This is a genomic window from Agathobaculum sp. NTUH-O15-33 (genome assembly GCF_033193315.1).
GTDB classification, from domain to species: Bacteria; Bacillota; Clostridia; order Oscillospirales; family Butyricicoccaceae; genus Agathobaculum; species Agathobaculum faecihominis_A.
The window spans coordinates 1,406,976-1,425,254 of record NZ_CP136187.1 but is presented as its reverse complement, the minus strand read 5'-3'; the positions used below and the strand labels follow the sequence as shown (position 1 = coordinate 1,425,254).

Below are 18,279 nucleotides of genomic sequence, written 5' to 3'. Positions count from 1 at the left end.
CCGGTCCGGCCGAGCGAAGCAACCCGTCCACTGAATCCCCCGGCACCCGATCCGGCACCGCGACAAATTGTTTATATAACAAAAGGGCGGCTCGTGCCGCCCCCATGCAGGAGAAGGGAAAAGAATGGAGTTCCAAGGGGAAGGGAAAACCGTAAGGTGTTCCCTTCCCCTTGGCCCCCGCGCCGGGCGGCGCGACGTTCCCTCGCGGCTACCGCCGCGCATTTCATTGCGAGCAAAGCGAGCCACCAAGAATGCACGCACATCATGGCCGCCCACCCTTACGCCCCCCTTCAGTCACGGCTTCGCCGTGCCAGCTTCCCCTCGTCGGGGGAAGCCCAAATAAGGAGCGCCGCAGCTTTCGCTACAGCGCTCCTTAGTTTTTTGAATTACAGCGCCGCCCCAAGCGCACGCGCGCGGGCAAGCGCGTCCGTGTGCTCGATCTCGCCCTTTTCGCGGACGCCGGGCACCAGAATATTGCCCCGCTGCCGCCACTTGAAATAGTCCGCCATATCGCTGTACATGTGTACCGCATCGCGGAAGTAGGATTCGTCCTCCGCCTCGCCGCAGACGAGCAGAACGCTTTCGCTTGCTTTCAGCGGCGTGCGGCAGTTCGGCGCGCAATAGGCGTATAGCCGGTCGATTGGCGCTTTCATCTGCGACGGCATGGACGACCAATAAAGCGGAAAAGCAAAAACCAGTACATCCGCCGCTTCCAGCAGCGGGATCAGCTGCTGAAAATCATCCTGAACCGCGCAGGCGGAGCCATGGCTCCAGCAAACGTCGCAGGCGATGCAGCCCGCCATGCGATGATGCGCGCAGTCGAACTTCGTCACCTCGTGCCCGGCTTCACGCGCGCCCTGTATGAACGCATCGGCCATGAGGTCGCTGTTGCCGTGCGGACGCGGGCTGCCGGTCAGCACCAAAACATTCTTTTTCATTGTCCCGCCCCCTTACAGCGAACGGGCCAGCGCCCGCGCGCGGTCCAGCGCGTCCGTTTCCTTGATCTCGCCCGCCTTGTTCACGCCGGGCACGACCAGACGGCCGCTGTCCTTCCAGCCGCGATCCTCCAAAATAAGCTCGTACGAGCGCACCGCGCCTTCAAACACCCGCTCCTCCGCGATCTCGCCGCAGATGAGCAGCACGGCCTCCTTGATCGGCAGCGTTTTGCCGCCGACGATGAACGCGTAGAGCTTGTCGAGCGCCGCCTTGATCGAAGCCGGGAAGGTATACCAGTAAAGCGGCATGGCCAAAACCAGCGTGTCCGCCCGTTCCAGCAGGGGCGAGAGCAGCGCGAAATCGTCCGCAAAGACGCAGGCGCGCCCGGCCGAAAAGCACTGGTCACAGGCGCGGCAGGGCAAAATGCGATGCGCCGCCGTGTCAAACACCTCCACGGTATGTCCCGCGCGCTCGGCCTCCTCCCGAAACGCCCGCGCCATAAGGTTGCTGTTTCCTCCCTGCCGCGCGCTGGCGGTCAGGATCAGTATGTTCTTGCCCATCATGCATGTTGCGGAAGAGCAGTCTCCCGCGCTCCTTTCCTTCCGTCTAACTGCATGATATCACCGCCGCGCGGCAGTGTCAAGGCGTTGCGGCATATTTTTTCAAATATTATTTTTATTCCTTTATAATTTTACGCTCCGCATCGATCCCAGCCTTGATCCGCCGGATATGCGTGTAATAATACGCCACCAAAAACACGGCCGCGCCCGTCCACGCGGCTACCTCCGCGTAGAAGATGCCTTCCCTGCCGATCAGCGGCGGCAGCAGCAGCGCCACGCCGATGCGCATGAACAGTTCGACCACGCCGGACGCCATCGGCACCCGCATGTTGCCCAGCCCTTGCAGCGAGGAACGGTAGGCGTGCAGCAGAAATAGGATGATGAGAAGGCAGCTCATGATGAACAGATAATGATAGGCGATCTCGATCACCTCGGCCGCGTTTTTTTCTTCCGCTGAAACGAAAAGGCTGAGCAGCCCCTTGCCAAATGCAATGGTGAAAAACGAAATCACGACCGAGATCACCGCCGAAAGCGTGACAACGGCCCGTATGCCGGCGTCGATCCGGTCGGTGCGGCCCGCGCCCCGGTTCTGCCCCATATACGCGGTCATGGCGTAGCCGAACGCGATGGCCGCGCTTTCCAGCACGCCGTACAGCTTATTGGTGGCCGTGAAGCCCGCGACAAACACAATGCCGAAGCCGTTTAGCACAAACTGCACGACCATGCCGCCCACCGCGATCACGGCGTTTTGCAGCGCCGTGGGCGCGCCAAGGCTGAACAGGCGGCGCAGCAGGGGCTTGTCGGGCCGCAGCTCCTCGCGCGACAGGCAGCAGGCCGGAAGCTGCCGCATGGCGGCCAGACAATAGAGCAGCGAGCAGAGCTGGGCGATGACCGTTGCGACCGCCGCGCCGAAAATGCCCATATGGAATTGCAGGACGAACAAAAGGTCCAGCCCGATGTTGACGACCGCCGCCACCACCATCGCGGCCAGCGGCGTGCGGCTATCGCCCATGCAGCGGAGGATCGCGGCGGACATGTTGTACCCCAACACGATGATCGTGCCCGCGAACAACACCTGTAAGTACTGCCGGGAACCGCCGATGATCGATTGCTCCGTTTGGAGCAGGCGAAGCAGCGGATCGATCGCGAGCAGCCCCACCACGGTGAGCACCACGCCGACCGCAAGGCTGAGCAGCACGATCTGGCCGATGACCTTTTGCAGGCGCTTATGGTCGCCCGCGCCGAACACCTCGGCCACCAAGACGGAAAAACCGTGTGTGAACCCATGAATTGCCCAGAGCAGCATCCAGTTGATCCAATCCGCCGCGCCGAGCGAGGCCAGCGCCTGCACGCCCACGCCCCGGCCCACGATGATCGAATCGACGATCATATAGAGCTGCTGGAACACGCTGCCCACCATCAGCGGCAGCGAAAAAAAGAAGATCAGGCTGATCGGCCTGCCCTTCGTCATTTCTCTTACCTTTGCGCGCACGTCGCTCTCCCCCTGTCCATGCCTTGCTTCACGCAATTCTTTTCTTGTATTTTATTTAGTTTATATTATCAACCAAAATAAAGCAATATCTATTTTCATCCGGCGGGCAATTTTTTCAAAAGGCTTTACAAGAAGGGAGATTTAGGATATTATATTATTATAATATGATATATTTTAATACCCATTGCTGCACAATAAATTGAAATGCGGGCGGCGCGAACTTGGCTTGCGCGCCGTCCGCTGAATCGAGGTTAGAACAAATGATTACCAGCGCAATCGAAATCCGCCAGCGCAACAAGGAACGCATCCGCGAGGCCATCCAGAAGCACGAGACCTGCACCAAGGCCGACATCGTCAAGGAGACCGATCTGAGCATGGCCACCTGCTCGACCGCCCTGAATGAAATGCTTGAGGCAAAGGAAATCCTCAAGGTCGATCAGGTCGGCGCGGGCATTGGCCGCCCTTCCGATCTGTTCTCCTACAACCGGGACTATCTGCACGTGCTGAGTATTTGCGTATACACGCACGCGGACCACGGTTCGCTGGACCTCGCCGTGGCGGACGCGCTTGGCGGCGTGATCGAACAGCGGCAGCTCACGCCCGGCGAGCTGTCCCAGCAGACCATCGAGGAGCTGGTCGCCGAGCGGATCGCGGCGGACCCGCTCATCCGCACGGTGGGCATCGGCATTCCCGGCGTGGTGAGCGACGGCGTGATCGAGTTTTGCGACATCAAGGGGCTGGAAAAGGCCGACTTTGTCCGCTCGCTGAGCGAGCGGTTCGGCGTGCAGGTGATCGTCAAGAACGATATGCACATCATCACCTATTACCTTTACCACGAACAGGCCGAGCGACGCGGCGATTTCGCCGCCATCTACTTCCCGGAGACCAGCGGCTATGTCGGCAGCGGCTTTATCGTAAACGGCCACTCCTTGACCGGCTCCACCATGCTGTCCGGCTCGGTCTGGCACGTGGCGGAGGCCTTCGGCGTTTCGCCGGACGAGCAGGCGCGCCTGCTGAACGACCGGCCCGCGTTTTTGCGGTTCGCCTCCCAGATTCTCACAACCATCTGCTGCACCATCAACCCGGCGAGCGTTGTTTTGCTGAGCAATAGCCTTGGCGACGCGGACGCGGAGGAGATCCTCGCGCTGTGCGGCAAGGTGCTCGGCCCGCAGCACCTGCCCGAGCTCCGTACCGACGGCCACACGTTTGAAAACTACGCGCTCGGCCTAATCCGGCTGACGCTTGATTCCACCCTGTTCCCCTTTATCGTTTAACAGTCCCCCGATATAAAACCAAGCGGCCGCAGACAGCGAATGTCTGCGGCCGCTTGGCTCTGCGTTTCCCTTGCCCGGCCGGCGAACGACCCGGAGGACAGCCGGATCTGAAACGCCGCATGTATGTAGGGAGAGGCGCGCCCACCAATGTCATTCATATAAGGTCAGGCAAGACAAAAAAGATAACGCAAACACAGAAAAAGTAGGGCGCGACGCCCTCGGCGCGCCGAGAGCGAAGCACCGGGATAAGTGAGAGCATCAAACAGGCCGGTACGGCCGAGCGAAGGGACATGGTTTCTCAGAAAGTGTTACGTCCCTTCGAGACGGCGCGTCGAGGGCGTGGTCCAGACCAGCTTCTCTTGGCCTTCGGCCAATTCACCTTCTCGCGCCCTACTAGCTCTGTGAATCCCTTGTTTTTTTCCTATGCGTTTCCCTTAACAAAATAACATTGGCGCGCCCACCGGCGGGCAAGGCAGGAAAACGAAAGAGATCGAAGGCGCCTGAGGAACGCCCTCCACTATCAGGATAAGCCGTTTCGCTCAATTTGTCAATGCTTAAAATAATATTTTTTATATTTAGAAAAATTATAGTTAGCAAGCGCTTTACGCACCATTCGAGCCGTGCTATAATATTTTTAATGAAACGCCGACAGATAAGGAGGAATGCGGTATGCCCCGCGCACGCGACGCGATCGTCCTTTCGGGCGCGCATGAAAACAATTTAAAGCACATAAGCCTTTCCATTCCAAAGGGCAAGCTGGTGGTCTTTACCGGCGTATCCGGTTCGGGCAAGTCCTCGCTGGTGTTCGACACAATCGCGGTGGAGGCGGCCAGACAGCTGAACGACACCTACCCGCTCTATCTGCGCAGCCGCCTGCCCCACTACGAAATGCCCGCCGTGGACATGATCGACGGGCTGACCACCTCGATCGTGATCGACCAAAAGCCGTTTCATGGCGATATCCGCTCAACCGTGGCGACCATGACCGATCTGGCCCCCCTGCTGCGCCTGCTCTTTTCCCGCTGCGGCACGCCGAGCGCCGGGCCGTCCTCCGCCTATTCCTTCAACGATCCCTCGGGCATGTGCCCGGCGTGCAGCGGCCTCGGCAAGACCGTGCGCTTTGATTTCGCCAAGCTGCTGGATACGGAGAAATCGCTAAGCGAGGGCGCGATCCTGTTCCCCGGCCATCAGGTGGGCGCCTATCAGTGGCAGCTTTACGCCAATTCGGGCCTTTTGGACCCTGACAAGCCCCTTGTCCAGTGGAGCGAGCGGGAATGGCAGGACTTTTTGCACGGCTCGGGCGTGATCGTACCCATCCGCAACACGACCGGCAAGGTCTGGAACGATTACACGCTCACCTACGAGGGCTTTCTCGACCGCATCGAGCGGTTATATCTCAAGCGGGACGTAAACGCGGGCAGCAAGGCCGCGCAGCGCATCCTGCGCGATTTCACCACCGAATGCGACTGCCCCGCCTGCCACGGCGCGCGCCTGAACGCGGCGGCGCTCGAAAGCCGCCTTTTGGGCTATAACATCCACGAGCTGGGCGAAATGGAGATCGGCGACCTTTCCGCCGTGCTGGAAGGGCTGGAAAACCCGGTGGGCGCTTCCCTTACGCGGCGGCTGGTCCGCGTGCTGCACAGCATAACCGATATGGGCCTTGGCTACCTGAGCCTGAACCGCCCCTGCCGCACGCTGTCCGGCGGCGAAGCGCAGCGGCTGAAAATGGTGCGCCATTTGGGCAGCAGCCTGACCGGGCTGACCTATATTTTTGACGAGCCCTCCGCCGGTCTGCACCCGGCGGATGTGAAGCGGCTGGGCCGCCTGCTGCTGCGCCTGCGCGACCGGGGCAACACGCTGCTCGTGGTGGAGCACAACAAGGCCGTGATCCGCATGGCGGACGAGGTGATCGACATGGGGCCCGCCGCCGGTACCGGCGGCGGCAGGGTGATCTTTCAGGGGCCGGTCGGCGCGCTTATGGAGCAGGACAGCCTGACCGGGCTGAGCCTGCGCAAGAAAACGCCGCTCAATCCCTGTCCGCGAAAACCAAAGGGCTGGCTGCACATTCGGAACGCGACGCTGCACAATCTCAAGAACGTATCGGTCGATATCCCGCTCGGCGTGCTGACCGTGGTGAGCGGGCTCGCCGGCTCGGGCAAGACTTCGCTCGTCTGCGGCGAACTGGAAGCGCCGGTACCCGCAGGCCGAGCACATCAGCAGCGCGCCGATCGGCGCCAGCTCCCGCTCGACCCCGGCGACCTACTTGGGCATAATGGATGAAATCCGCCGCCTGTTCGCCCGTGAAAACGGCGTGGACGCGGCGCTGTTCAGTTACAGCTCCAAGGGGGCCTGCCCGGTCTGCAAGGGCAAGGGCTTTGTCACCACCGAAATGGCCTTCATGGACCCGGTGACCCAGCCGTGCGAAGCCTGCCGCGGCACGCGGTTCAGCGAAGAAGCGCTCTCCCACCGCTTTGGCGGCAAAACGATTCTGGAGGTGCTGGAACTGACGGTGGACGAGGCCATGGAATTTTTTATAAGCCCCAAAATCCGCGCCAAGCTGCGGGTGCTGGCAAACGTCGGCCTTGGCTATCTGACGCTCGGCCAGCCGACCGGCACGCTTTCCGGCGGCGAGTGCCAGCGCGTCAAGCTGGCCAGCCATCTGGGCGGCAAGGGCGGCGTCTTGCTGCTGGACGAGCCGGCCACCGGCCTGCACGGGGCGGATGTGGAGCAGCTGATGCAGCTGCTTGCCCGCCTGATCGAGGAGGGCGCTTCCGCCATTGTGGTGGAGCACGATCTGGATGTGATCCGCCGGGCGGATTGGGTGATCGACATGGGGCCGGAGGGCGGCAAAAACGGCGGGCGGGTGCTGTACGAAGGCCCGCCCGAGGGGCTCGTACACTGTCCCCATTCGGCCACGGCCCGCGCGCTGCGCCGGGAGGACAGGCCGCTGGAAAGAGACTGACTTGAGGGGGGAGGCAAATACCGTGCGCGTGTTTATTGCAGAGGACGAGCCGCTCGTGCGGCTCGGTTTTCAGAAGATGGTGGCCAATATCGGGCACGAGGTGGTGGGCACGGCCGGCAACGGCAAGCTTGCGATCGAACGTATTCTGGAACTGCGGCCCGATATCGTGATGATGGACGTAAACCTGCCCGAAATAGACGGCATTACCGCGATCGAGACCGTGCAAAAGGTTTTTCAGATCCCGGCGGTGGTCATAACGGGCTACCGCGATTCCAAGGTGACCGAGCGCGTCAGCGCGGCGGGCGTGTTCGGCTATTTGCAAAAGCCGGTGGATGAATACGAGATCGAATCCGCGCTGTCCATTGCCTACGCGCGCTACGCCGAGCAGCGCGCCGCCATCAGCGAGCGCGATCAGGCCATCAACCGCCTTTCCGAGCGCAAGGTGATCGAACGCGCCAAGGGGCTTTTGATGGATCAATTCGGCATTGGCGACGAGGACGCGATGCGCTTTTTGCAGCGCAAAAGCCGGAACGAAAACCGCAAGCTGGTACTGGTCGCGCAGGATATCCTGCGCCGCGAGGAGCTGATTAAATGACAAGGGGGACGCAGAAAAAAAGCCGCGCGCCGCTGCTGCGCATGGAAAACCTCTCCTCGCTCGCGCACGGCGGGCGGCGGCTTCAAAACCTCCGCTTCGACCTAAGGCCGGGCGAAACGCACGTGCTGCTCGGCACCTACATTTACGACCACCGCAATTTTTGCGACCTGCTGTGCGGCGACGTGCTCGGTCTGTCGGGCGCTTACGATATTTTGGGCCAGCCCTACAAAAAACGCCGCCGGTTGGAGCGCGAGATTCAGTTTATCGGCCTTGCGCCCATGCTCTGCCCTTCTATCTCGGTCGCGGAAAATATCCTGATCGCCAGCCTCAAGCCCCGTTTTTGCGTCAAGCGCGGCGCGCTTGACCAGTGCACGGAGCTGATGCGGCGGGTGGGCGTTTCGCTCGATCTGTCCAAAAGCCCGTCGCAGATGAGCGTGGACGAATGCAAAACCGTGGAAATGCTGCGTTTGTGCGCGATCGCGCCCCCTGTCGCGGTGTTTTTCGACGCGATCAATTATCTGGGCGGCGAAAGCCGCGGGCTGCTCCCCAAGGTGCTGCGCTTTCTCACCGAAGCGGGCTGCGGCGTGATCTATATGACCAGCAGCTTTGAGGAGGCGCTCCGGCTGGGCGACCGTATCTCTATTCTGGACGGCGGCACGATCAAGGGCACCTTTCCCACGGAGGAGGTGCGCAAAAATCCCAGTGAAATCGCCTACCTGCTTTCCGGGTGGGAGCCGCTCATCGAATCGCGCACCGAGGAGGACGACCTTTCCGTGTTGCAGGCGATCAGCAATATCGACGATATCATGCAGTCGGACGGCGAGCTCAAGCGCGTGCTGGAGCACATCGCGGGCGATCTGGTCAAGGCGCTCGGCGCGGATTGCTCGGTGCTGTATCTGGTGGACGAATCGCGCATGAACGTGGTGGATGTGATCTCCAGCGGGGACGGCGCGCCGCCGCTCCCCCTTTTGCCGCACACCGACGTGCTGGCGCTGCTTCAGCAGAAGGGCGTGCTGCAATTTCGCGCGGGCGAGGCGCGATTTGAAGCGCTTTTCTCCAAAAGCGATACGATACGACACATTTTCTGCTACCCGGTGCGGCTGGACGGAAAAAAGAACGCGCTGATTCAGGTGATGTTTTCCGCCGGGCGCGTGCCCGCGCCGCAAGCGCCGATCTATTTGAAAATGTACGCGCGCGAGGTCGCCGTCGCCATCGAGACCTCGCGCCTGATGGGCAACTCCGTTTTATTGCAGGAGACCCACCACCGCATCAAAAACAACCTGCAAATGGTGCATAACCTGCTGTATCTGCAAAAGGCGGACGCGCTCGCCGCGCCCGACCCCAACGTGGGCGAAATACTGGACGAAGCGATGCACCGCATCAAGTGCATCGCCACGGTGCACGCGCTGCTGTGCAAGGATTGGTTCGGGCGCAACGTGGTCAACCTGAAAACGCTCATCCTAGAGATTCTGCATATTTACCACGGCCTGTCGATCACGCTCGACACCCAGCTTGAGGAGACCAGCGTGCCCTATGACGACGCGATCTCGATCGCGCTGGTCACAAACGAGCTGATCAGCAACTGTGTGCGCCACGCGTTTTTACCCGGCCAAAGCGGCTGCCGCGTGCGGATCACGCTGCGCAATACCGGCACAATGGTCATCCTCTCCGTCGCGGACAACGGCGCGGGCCTGCCGGAGGGCTTTCAGGCGGACGCGGCCGAAAGCGTGGGCATGAGCATCATCACCAGCATCCTCCGCGAATTAAACGGCGCGCTTACCTATTTGCCCGCTTCGCCGCACGGCACCGAGGCAAACGTGCGCTTTCCCCGCCGCGCCAGCCTGTCCCCCCTGCCGCTGGACAACGGCGCCGCAACTGTATGAACGTTTTAAACAAGTTAAAAACCCGTGAATCATGCAGGTTCACCAAATATTATATTCATTAAATTAAATAAGATATAAATCATTGACAAAAAAGACGGGTGGTGTTAATATAGCCATAACAAAAGTGCATAGAGCGTCAGGCGCGGTCAAGACTGCCGCGCCGGCGGACAAAGTGATAAGCCATGGATGCTTTCATCGGACAAGATGAAGGGTATCTGTGGCTTTTTTTGTGCATGCAAGACAAAAAAACAGGAGGAATGATAATGGCACATGCAATGACCGTACGGGGGCCGGTATCCCCCAGCGCGCTTGGCCCAACCTTGACGCACGAGCACATTTTCTGCGACTTCACCTGTTTTCTGCTGCCGCCGCAAAACGAAGCGGAACGTCGTTTTATGGAAGAGCCGGTCACGCTGCAAAACCTATGGTCCATGCGCGTCAATCCCTACGCCAACCGCGACGAATGCCGGCTGACCGACATGGACACCGCGCTCGAGGAGCTGGCCGTTTTCAAAGCCGCCGGCGGCCGCACGATCACCGAGGTAACGCTTGAAGGCATTGGCCGCGATGTACGGCGGCTCGCCGAGGTATCGCGCCGAACGGGGCTGCACATCATCTGCGGCACGGGCCACTACATCGATCCCACCCTGCCGGACTATGTGCGCGCCGCCTCGGCCGACCAGCTTGCCGCGCAGTATATTGCGGAAATCCGAAACGGGCTGGACGGCACGGATATCCGCCCCGGCGTCATCGGCGAGATCGGCACGAGCTACCTTATGACACAGGACGAGATTAAGGTGCTGCGCGCCGCAGCGCGCGCCCAGCGCGAGACCGGACTTGCCATTACCATCCACCTTGACCCCGGCGCGCGGCGCGGACACGAGGTGCTCGATATTCTGGTAAAGGAAGAAGGCGTTTCACCGGATAAAATTATCCTAGGTCATTTGGATTTCGCGCTCGCGCATAAGGATATCGAATTTGACGAGGGCGTGGACTACATCGTAAGCCTTGGCAACCGGGGCTGCTATCTGGAATTTGAGCTGTGCGGCAACACGACCGTTTACAAAAAGGAGCAAGGCTCTTGGGTGCTGCCGACCGATCTGCAGCGCACCGTGGCGATTCGCCGCCTGTGTGGCCGCGGCTTTGCCGACCGTATCCTGCTGTCGCACGATCAGGGGCTCAAGCACTTTCTGCGCAAATACGGCGGCTGGGGCTACAGCCACGTGCTGACCGATTTCCAGCGTTATCTGGCGGAAGCCGGTTTGGAGCCGCACACCTGCCGATTGTTCAATGTGGACAATCCGGCGCGCGTGCTCGCGATCGATCGCGACGCCTAGGGCGGCATGAAAACGTTATTCCATTTGCATTATAAATTTTTAAGGGGGCACCTCACATGAAAAGAAGAATTTTAAACGAGAGACTGGCGGCAATCGTCGCATCGATCCGGCACGGCGAAATGCTGTTTATCGCGGATTCCGGCAGCGGAACCTGTTCCAAAGCGCTGTACCCGCTGGACGAGAGCGTGGAATACCTCGACCTTGAGGTGGTGACCGGCTCGCCCACGTTTGAGGATGTGGTCCGCACGCTTGCCGAAGCGGGCGATTTCGAGGGCGCGATCATCACCGAGGATATGCCAGACCAAAACCCCAAGGATTACGGCACGCTGGTCGAGCTGTTCGGTGAAAACAAGGTGCGCCAGATCAACTACGCGCCCGAATACTACGAGCTGCGCGACCGCTGCAAGGCCGTGGTCCAGACCGGCGATATCGGCATCCACGCGCAGGCCGTGCTGATCGCGGGCTATCCGAGCGCGGATATCGACATTAAGGTGCTGCTCGGCGAAACCAAATTTACCACCGTGCCCAAAAAGGACCGGAAGTGACCGCCCCGCAAACGCTGTGAGAAAGCTGGAGGTGAACAGCAGTACTTATGAAAGCACAACATACGACGGTCCTCGACATCGACCGTGTCGACACGCCGCTTTTATCGCTCCGGCACATCTCGAAATACTTTGGCGGCGTGCAGGCGCTGATCGATGTGGACATGGAGGTGCGCCGCGGCGAAGTCACCGTGCTGGTGGGCGATAACGGCGCGGGCAAATCGACCTTTTTAAAGGTCATATCGGGCGTTAACATCCCTGAGGAAGGCGAAATCCGGTTCAACGGCAAGCCGGTTTCGATCCACAACACGCTCGATTCGGTGGAGCTGGGCATTCAGACGGTATATCAGGATTTGGCGCTTTGCGACAATCTGGACATCGTGCAGAACTTGTTCCTCGGGCGCGAGATCACGCGCGCGGGCCGTTTGAACGAGGCCGAGATGGAGCGCGTCGCCCAGCAGTGTCTGGACGAGCTCGGCATCGAAATACAGAGCGTGCGCGCAAACGCCGGCGCGCTTTCCGGCGGGCAGCGGCAGGCGGTCGCCATCGCGCGGGCCATGCTCGGCGCGCCCGACGTGGTGCTGCTGGACGAACCGCTGGCCAATCTTGGTCTCAAGCAGCGGCAGCAGGTCTCCAAGCTCATCATGGGCCTGCGCGAAAAAAACGTGGGCGTGGTGGTGGTTTCGCACGATCTGGCCGAGGTGTTCCCCATTTGCGACAAGGTGGTCGTATTCCGTCTGGGCGAAAAAGTGGCCGAAATACAGCGGGCCGAGATCACGACCGAGCGCGTCGTCGCGGAGATCACGGGCTCGAACACCTTCCTCGACGAAGAATAGGAGACGCGCATGAAAAATGAAAAACCGATCGTGGAGCTGCGGCGCCTGACCAAGGATTACGGCGGCGTGCGCGCCTTAAACGATGTGAGCCTGTCCATTCACGAGGGCGAATTGCTGTTTATCGTCGGCGACAACGGCGCGGGCAAATCGACGCTCGTCAACATTCTTTCCGGCGCGGTCATACCGAACGCGGAAAGCGAAATCCTCTTCGAGGGCAAGCCCGTCCGCATCGCGACCCCCAAGCAGGCGCAGGGCATGGGCATTTTCACGGTATATCAGGACCTATCGCTCTGCAACGATTTAAACGCGTTCCAAAACATTTTTTTAGGCAACGAACTGACCCGCGCGGCGCGCCTGAACCACGAGAGCATGGAGCGCCGGACGCGCGACCTGTTCGGGGAGATCGGCTCCAACGTGCCCAACCCCTCGGCCCCGGTCGGCACGCGCTCGGGCGGCCAGCGGCAGGCGGTCGCCATTGCCAAGGCGCTGCTGCTGCCCTCCAAGGTGGTGCTGCTCGACGAGCCGACCGCCGCGCTCGGCGTTATCCAGCGCAAGCAGGTATCCAAATTGACCCGCTCGCTGCGGGACTCCGGCCACGCGGTGGTGGTCGTGTCGCAGGATTTGGACGAGGTCGTCAAATCCGCCGACCGCGCTGTCGTGCTGCGCATCGGCGAGATCGAAAGCGTGCTGGAAGGCGGCACGTTTACGCGCGACGATCTGGTCGCGCACATTACGGGTATCCATTCGTCTTAAAAAGAAAGGGAGGCTTCTCATGAAAAAGTTCCATCGCGCGCTCGTGCTGCTATCCATGCTCTGCTTTACATGCACGTTACTGCTGACCGGCTGTTCCTCCGGCAAAGCGCCGGACGCGGAGGGAAGTACCGCAGCGCCGTCCGGCACGCCGAGCGGCGGGCAACCGGCCGAGGGCGATGTGATCTACGACGGCGAGGGCACGGTCTATTTCGCCATTCCCGACGGCACCATCTCCCGCTGGCCCAACTTTGACGCGCCCTTCATTGAAAAGTGGCTGAAAACCTACGCGCCCAACATGGAGCTAAAGGTGCTGGACGCGGAAGGCGACGCGCAAAAGCAGTTGCAGCAAATTGAAGGCGCGATCACCGCGGGCTGTGATTTTCTGGTCTACGCCCCGGCCGAGGAGCTCAGCGCGGCGGGCGCGCTGCAACTGCTCAACGACGAGGGCGTTCCCTTCTGCGCGCTGTCGCACACGCCCTACGGCGGCAAATGCGAAATGATGGTCACCACCCCCTTCCCCGCCATCGCGGAACAGTACCTAAAATACATGGAGGAAAACATTCTGCCGAACGCGGACGGCGTCGTCAAGGTCGCCGGTATCTGGGGCGCGACCGGCTCCCCGTTCTATAACGATCTCAAGGATACCTACCATGCAACGCTCGACAAGTGGGCGGAAGAGGGCAAGGTCGAAATCGTCTTTGAAGCCGATACCAACGACTGGACGGCGGCCAGCGCGCAGCCCGTTACCGAGCAAATGCTGACGCAGACCGGCAATGACGTAGACGTGGTCATCAGCATGAACGACGACCTGCTGACCGGCGTCGTCGCGACGCTGCAGGAGCAAGGCATGGTGCACGACGTGGCCCTGCTCGGCGGCTGCGACTCCACCGTACAGGGACTGGCCCGCGTGCAGGAGGGCTGGCAGGCGGCCGACGTACTGCCCGACTACGAAACGCAGGCCCAGAAGGTCGCCGAGGTTTGCGCCACTTGGCTGCGCGACGGCAAGTGCCCCGCCGACATGGCCGACCGTGTGTACGATAACGATTCACCCGACGGCTTGCCGCAAATTCTGGTGCCCACGCTGCTGATCACCAAGGATAACCTGAAGGCGGAGATCGTCGACGCGGGCGTCGCCACGCAGCAAGCGATCGACGAGGTCGCCAAGACCCTAAAATAATAACGGTCCGCCGATCGGCGGGCCGGCGGCTAAACTTTGCTTTTGCTGGAGGAGTAATCATGGCGGAAACTACAAAAGACAGTGTCGTTCTGAGCCGTACGACAGAGATCAAACCAAATAAAAAACTGCGCGTGATGGAAGCTCTGAACGGTCCGCTGCGCATGCTGCCGGTCATCTTCGCGCTGGTCGTGATCTGGGTCATTTTCACGGCGATCAATCCCTCGTTTCTCAGCTCGCGCAACCTGACCACCCTTTCGGTGCAGATCGTCAACATGGGCGTGATGTCCATCGGCCTGTTTCTCGTGCTGCTGCACGGCGAGCTGGACCTTTCCTGCGCGGCGGCAAGCGCGGTGAGCGCCTCCGTCGGCGCGATGATCTGCGTCATCTTTGAATTGCCCTTTCTCGCGGGCTTCGCGGCCTGCATCCTGACCGGCGCGGTCGTGGGCTTTCTCCAAGGCTGGATCGTCACCAAGTTTTCGGCCCCGGCCTTCATCATCACGCTGGGCTCGCAGATGGCGCTGGAAGGCCTGCTGCTGGTCATTCTGCGCGAGCACAACCAGATTTCGCTGATGAACAGCTCGCTGGCCGTGTTCACCACCACCTACCTGCCGAGCGGGCTGTCCTACGTGCTGCTCGCGGCGGGCACGGCGGTGCTGTTCATCCTTACCTATCAGTCCTACACGCAGGCGCGCAAAAATAACCTGCCTGTCAAGTTTGTGAACAAGGTCGTCATCCCCACGGGCGCGGTGCTCGTCGGCGGCGTGGCCGTGCTGGAGATCATGCGGCGCTATAAGGGCCTGAACCTTTCGGTGCTGCTGCTGATCGTGCTGCTCGCCGCGTTCTCCTACCTGCTCACGCAGACGCGCTTCGGCGTGCATCTGTACGCGCTCGGCAGCAACCCGGAAGCCGTGCGCCGCGCGGGTATCAGCGTGAAAAACACCAAATGGGCGGCCTTTATCATCTCGGGCGCGGTATTCGCGTTCGCCGGGCTGATCGCGGCTTCCCGCGTGCAAAGCGTTTCCATCTCCTCGATCGACGACAGCATCATGATGAACTCGATCGCGGCGTGCGTGCTCGGCGGCGCCAGCCTGACCGGCGGCAAGGGCAACATCTGGGGCGTGCTGCTCGGCTCGCTCGTGATGGGCAGCCTCGCGAACGGCATGTACCTGATCGGCGCGGAGACCTCAACCCGCCTTGTCGTACAGGGCGCGATCCTTGTCGCGGCGGTCGTGCTGGACGCTTTTATCGTAAACGCTTCGACCAACCGTCGTTAATCATTCGCTCTTTTCTTCTCTCTTTAAAAGTAGGAGGCTTCCGAAACGGAAGCCTCCTACTTTTTATGTTGCGATAAAAAACTTGCGTGGGCACGACGTTCAGCCAGTCAGTTCCACCGCGCGGTCGGTGAACAGCATATCGACTTTGTTTTCCCGGCAAAACGCAAGGCCGACCGGTTCGTGCGCGGGCTTGCCCTTCAGGCCGATGCCCGCCGTGGGCTTGATCGCCCGCGCGCCCCGGATGGCGAGCAGCAGCAGCGTGCCCAGCCCCGTCTGGTCGAACGAGCAAAACGGGCTGTGCTCGAACAGGCCTTCCCGCATGTAGTGGTCGATCGCGTCCTCCGCGTCCCGCGCCGCGATGCCGTACATGGTCTGCGTGAGCGATTCGGTGTCGAACACCAGAAAATCCATCGTCGCCACGTACTCCTTGGTGACGCACGCCGCGCGCGGCGTTGTGATCTCTAGCCCAAGCGGGCAGGTGATGACCGATTCCGCCGCGATCCCATCGGTCAGCGCGCAGAGCAGCCGCACCTCCTCCCAGTTGCCGCTATAGGGCAGCAGCAGGGATATTTTTTGCAGACCGCCCTGCTCCGCGCCCTTGATGATCGAGCGGATCTGCAATTCAAACAGCCGCACGTACTGCGGCGCAAAACGGTATTGCTCGCAGCCGGACAGCCGGTGGCGCGCGGTCAGGCGCTCCGCTTCCTCCCGCAGCGCCTGTTCCTCACAGTGAAACAGCTCCGCGACGCAGCGAAACTCCGCTTCGTTTTGCGGGAGCAGGCAATCGAACAGCATATCCGGCAAGCGGACGACCGTGTCCCGCTCCCCGCAGGCTGCGAACTGCTCCGCCCACAGCATTGTCTGCGCCTGCTCGAACCGCTTTTCCAGCGCTTCGTCCGCTTCCGGCGTCAGCAGCAGCTTTTGCAGGCTGGCGCGGGATACCACGCCGTCCTTGAGCCGGTCGTCGCTGCACAGGTATATCCGTTCCCCTGCCGCCTGCTCCCCGGCGGAATGGGCGTATATATATTGCTTCATCTTGCTCCTTCCTTTCCTTTGCGTTTATTTATTATATATATTAATTTAATTATAAAATAAATTAGCTATAAAAGCAAGCCCTGCGTGAAAATAAATAAAAGACTTGGATAAAGACAACGCTTGACATTTTGGGCCCCAAGTTGTAAGATTAACTTGTGCCCCAAAATGGAGGTGAAGTTTATTGGCACGAAAAAAACCTGGCCCTCACCCGGAAAAGCCATTAGACACCCAAATCAAAACAAGAGCCGACAAAGATACAATGGAAAAAATTGAGTTCTGCATGAAAAAACTCAGTATAACACGCTCGGAAGTTTTGCGGCGTGGTGTTCAGACTTTGTATGAGAGCCTACAAGAACAAAAATAAAAGGAAGCGGCGCACTCCAACAAAGATACACGCCACTTCCCCAGCCGACTGTTGCCCGAAAGCAAAAGCGACGTAAATATTATATCATGCGTCGTCTTCCCTTTCAAGCAATATCGGAACCACCAAGAAAGGACAAAATTTGAATGGGAAAAATTTTAGACGCGTTTGCGGATGATGCACTGTGTGTCAACCCCGCGATATACCGTGGAAATCCCGAATACAGGAAAGCTATCGATACCATAGATCAAACCGCTGTAGCACTTGACGCGAAACGGAACGACGAGGAATTTATTCTTAGCAAGGGGGCGAACGAATGAGCAAGTCCTCTATGTATGACCTGTATTTCGGCAACCTTGTACCGTGGGAACGCGGACGCACACAAGACCCCGCCTATACCCCACTTACGCGAAAAATCAGCGACATAAAAAAGCATTTTGAAAAACTGTTATCTCCCGAAGAGTATAACAAGTTTGAAGAAATGGGAAACCTGCAAGCGCAATGCAGCATAATCGAAGAGGTAGACCTTTTTGAATACAGCTTTTGTATGGGTGTGCTGATGATGATTGACATATATGGCTTTAAAGAAAAGCGATTGACAGATTGAGAAAATGAATAGACCGCAAAAAGGGGACTGCCACGCGGCCAATGTCATTTCGTTAAGGGAAACGCATGAAAAAAAACAAGGGATTCACCTTCTCGCGCCCTACATGTTTTGTGCTTGCGTTACCTTTTTCTCTTGCCTGACCTTATCTGAATGACATTGCGTCGCGCGGCAGTCCCTTTTTTTTCGTTCCACCCCTAAAAAAATTCCTCTTGACAAAATGCCCTTATATAATCACGCCGTTGCAGTGGTCGATCTCGTGCTGGACGATTTGCGCCGTCCAGTCGCGGAAGGTGCGCTCCCGCTCGCGGAAAACGCGGTTTTGATAGCGCACGGTTATCTTTTTATAGCGTGTGGTTTTGCGTGTGCCGGTCAGGGACAGGCACCCTTCCTCTGCTTCATAAGGCCCGCTGCGCTCGATGATCTCGGGGTTGAACATCAATAGATAGCCGCCTTCGTCGTCCACGGCAATGATGCGCTTTGTCTCGCCGATCATGTTCGCGGCCATGCCCACGCAGTGCGACGCATTGGCTTTCAGCGTGTCCAGCAGATCACGCGCGACAGGCATGTCCGCTTCGACCGCGGGTTCCGAGGGCTGCTTTAAAAACGCTTCGTCCTTCATGATCGGTCTTACCATGGCTTTACTCCTTTGCATTGG

General features: G+C 59.6%; 18 protein-coding genes. 13 read left to right on the top strand and 5 right to left on the bottom strand.

Annotated elements, in window-relative coordinates; all coding sequences use genetic code 11:
- Positions 1-386: 386 nt before the first annotated feature.
- The 3 genes from RWV98_RS07380 to RWV98_RS07370 form a co-directional block, all read right to left on the bottom strand.
- Positions 387-938, bottom strand: coding sequence for a flavodoxin family protein (locus RWV98_RS07380; RefSeq protein WP_317864896.1), 552 nt, complete (start codon positions 936-938; stop codon positions 387-389).
- Between the two features lie 12 nt (positions 939-950).
- Positions 951-1,496, bottom strand: coding sequence for a flavodoxin family protein (locus tag RWV98_RS07375; RefSeq protein ID WP_317864894.1), 546 nt, complete (start codon positions 1,494-1,496; stop codon positions 951-953).
- A gap of 115 nt (positions 1,497-1,611) precedes the next feature.
- Positions 1,612-2,988 (bottom strand): MATE family efflux transporter, encoded by a 1,377-nt coding sequence (locus RWV98_RS07370; protein ID WP_317864892.1) that lies wholly within the window; start codon positions 2,986-2,988, stop codon positions 1,612-1,614.
- 260 nt (positions 2,989-3,248) lie between these two features.
- Here RWV98_RS07370 and RWV98_RS07365 point away from each other — a divergent pair, with 260 nt between their 5' ends.
- From RWV98_RS07365 to RWV98_RS07315, 11 genes are all read left to right on the top strand, one after another.
- Positions 3,249-4,262, top strand: a complete 1,014-nt coding sequence (locus RWV98_RS07365; protein WP_317864891.1) for an ROK family protein — start codon at positions 3,249-3,251, stop codon at positions 4,260-4,262.
- A 669-nt stretch (positions 4,263-4,931) separates the two neighbouring features.
- Positions 4,932-6,542: an excinuclease ABC subunit UvrA gene (locus tag RWV98_RS07360; RefSeq protein ID WP_317864889.1), complete on the top strand. Its 1,611-nt coding sequence runs from the start codon at positions 4,932-4,934 to the stop codon at positions 6,540-6,542.
- Positions 6,535-7,224 (top strand): ATP-binding cassette domain-containing protein, encoded by a 690-nt coding sequence (locus RWV98_RS07355; protein ID WP_317864887.1) that lies wholly within the window; start codon positions 6,535-6,537, stop codon positions 7,222-7,224. The genes RWV98_RS07360 and RWV98_RS07355 overlap by 8 nt, the downstream gene beginning before the upstream one ends.
- Positions 7,225-7,246: 22 nt before the next feature.
- Entirely contained in the window at positions 7,247-7,819 is a 573-nt protein-coding gene (locus RWV98_RS07350; protein ID WP_280961874.1) for an ANTAR domain-containing response regulator, read from the top strand.
- Positions 7,816-9,702, top strand: coding sequence for a histidine kinase dimerization/phosphoacceptor domain -containing protein (locus RWV98_RS07345; RefSeq protein ID WP_317864885.1), 1,887 nt, complete (start codon positions 7,816-7,818; stop codon positions 9,700-9,702). The genes RWV98_RS07350 and RWV98_RS07345 overlap by 4 nt, the downstream gene beginning before the upstream one ends.
- 263 nt (positions 9,703-9,965) lie before the next feature.
- On the top strand, positions 9,966-11,039 hold the full coding sequence (locus RWV98_RS07340) for a phosphotriesterase family protein (RefSeq protein WP_317864883.1): 1,074 nt from the start codon (positions 9,966-9,968) through the stop codon (positions 11,037-11,039).
- A gap of 56 nt (positions 11,040-11,095) precedes the next feature.
- The gene (locus tag RWV98_RS07335; protein WP_280961871.1) at positions 11,096-11,584 is read left to right on the top strand and encodes an RbsD/FucU domain-containing protein; all 489 of its coding nucleotides are present in this window, start codon (positions 11,096-11,098) and stop codon (positions 11,582-11,584) included.
- 47 nt (positions 11,585-11,631) lie between these two features.
- Positions 11,632-12,417, top strand: coding sequence for an ATP-binding cassette domain-containing protein (locus RWV98_RS07330; RefSeq protein ID WP_317864881.1), 786 nt, complete (start codon positions 11,632-11,634; stop codon positions 12,415-12,417).
- Between the two features lie 9 nt (positions 12,418-12,426).
- Positions 12,427-13,170, top strand: a complete 744-nt coding sequence (locus RWV98_RS07325; RefSeq protein WP_317864879.1) for an ATP-binding cassette domain-containing protein — start codon at positions 12,427-12,429, stop codon at positions 13,168-13,170.
- A gap of 19 nt (positions 13,171-13,189) precedes the next feature.
- Positions 13,190-14,347, top strand: a complete 1,158-nt coding sequence (locus RWV98_RS07320) for a substrate-binding domain-containing protein (protein ID WP_317864878.1) — start codon at positions 13,190-13,192, stop codon at positions 14,345-14,347.
- Between the two features lie 59 nt (positions 14,348-14,406).
- Entirely contained in the window at positions 14,407-15,621 is a 1,215-nt protein-coding gene (locus tag RWV98_RS07315) for a sugar ABC transporter permease (protein WP_317864876.1), read from the top strand.
- A gap of 99 nt (positions 15,622-15,720) precedes the next feature.
- Here RWV98_RS07315 and RWV98_RS07310 read toward each other — a convergent pair whose 3' ends face one another.
- Positions 15,721-16,656 (bottom strand): putative PEP-binding protein, encoded by a 936-nt coding sequence (locus RWV98_RS07310; RefSeq protein WP_317864874.1) that lies wholly within the window; start codon positions 16,654-16,656, stop codon positions 15,721-15,723.
- A gap of 181 nt (positions 16,657-16,837) precedes the next feature.
- Here RWV98_RS07310 and RWV98_RS07305 point away from each other — a divergent pair, with 181 nt between their 5' ends.
- Together RWV98_RS07305 and RWV98_RS07300 are read left to right on the top strand one after the other, a co-directional pair.
- Complete coding sequence (locus tag RWV98_RS07305) at positions 16,838-17,020, top strand: hypothetical protein (RefSeq protein ID WP_280962758.1); 183 nt, start codon at positions 16,838-16,840, stop codon at positions 17,018-17,020.
- 313 nt (positions 17,021-17,333) lie between these two features.
- The gene (locus RWV98_RS07300; RefSeq protein WP_317864873.1) at positions 17,334-17,624 is read left to right on the top strand and encodes a DUF6809 family protein; all 291 of its coding nucleotides are present in this window, start codon (positions 17,334-17,336) and stop codon (positions 17,622-17,624) included.
- Positions 17,625-17,847: 223 nt separating this feature from the next.
- Here RWV98_RS07300 and RWV98_RS07295 read toward each other — a convergent pair whose 3' ends face one another.
- Complete coding sequence (locus RWV98_RS07295; RefSeq protein ID WP_317864871.1) at positions 17,848-18,258, bottom strand: peptide deformylase; 411 nt, start codon at positions 18,256-18,258, stop codon at positions 17,848-17,850.
- Between the last annotated feature and the right edge of the window lie 21 nt (positions 18,259-18,279).

Bases quoted from the DNA above. Each gene is read 5' to 3' on its own strand.
- RWV98_RS07325 (WP_317864879.1), top strand. From the start codon at position 12,427: ATGAAAAATGAAAAACCGATCGTGGAGCTGCGGCGCCTGACCAAGGAT.
- RWV98_RS07315 (WP_317864876.1), top strand. From the start codon at position 14,407: ATGGCGGAAACTACAAAAGACAGTGTCGTTCTGAGCCGTACGACAGAG.
- RWV98_RS07355 (WP_317864887.1), top strand. From the start codon at position 6,535: ATGGATGAAATCCGCCGCCTGTTCGCCCGTGAAAACGGCGTGGACGCG.
- RWV98_RS07375 (WP_317864894.1), bottom strand. From the start codon at position 1,496: ATGGGCAAGAACATACTGATCCTGACCGCCAGCGCGCGGCAGGGAGGA.
- RWV98_RS07295 (WP_317864871.1), bottom strand. From the start codon at position 18,258: ATGGTAAGACCGATCATGAAGGACGAAGCGTTTTTAAAGCAGCCCTCG.
- RWV98_RS07380 (WP_317864896.1), bottom strand. From the start codon at position 938: ATGAAAAAGAATGTTTTGGTGCTGACCGGCAGCCCGCGTCCGCACGGC.
- RWV98_RS07320 (WP_317864878.1), top strand. From the start codon at position 13,190: ATGAAAAAGTTCCATCGCGCGCTCGTGCTGCTATCCATGCTCTGCTTT.
- RWV98_RS07310 (WP_317864874.1), bottom strand. From the start codon at position 16,656: ATGAAGCAATATATATACGCCCATTCCGCCGGGGAGCAGGCGGCAGGG.
- RWV98_RS07300 (WP_317864873.1), top strand. From the start codon at position 17,334: ATGAGCAAGTCCTCTATGTATGACCTGTATTTCGGCAACCTTGTACCG.
- RWV98_RS07340 (WP_317864883.1), top strand. From the start codon at position 9,966: ATGGCACATGCAATGACCGTACGGGGGCCGGTATCCCCCAGCGCGCTT.
- RWV98_RS07365 (WP_317864891.1), top strand. From the start codon at position 3,249: ATGATTACCAGCGCAATCGAAATCCGCCAGCGCAACAAGGAACGCATC.
- RWV98_RS07330 (WP_317864881.1), top strand. From the start codon at position 11,632: ATGAAAGCACAACATACGACGGTCCTCGACATCGACCGTGTCGACACG.
- RWV98_RS07345 (WP_317864885.1), top strand. From the start codon at position 7,816: ATGACAAGGGGGACGCAGAAAAAAAGCCGCGCGCCGCTGCTGCGCATG.
- RWV98_RS07360 (WP_317864889.1), top strand. From the start codon at position 4,932: ATGCCCCGCGCACGCGACGCGATCGTCCTTTCGGGCGCGCATGAAAAC.
- RWV98_RS07335 (WP_280961871.1), top strand. From the start codon at position 11,096: ATGAAAAGAAGAATTTTAAACGAGAGACTGGCGGCAATCGTCGCATCG.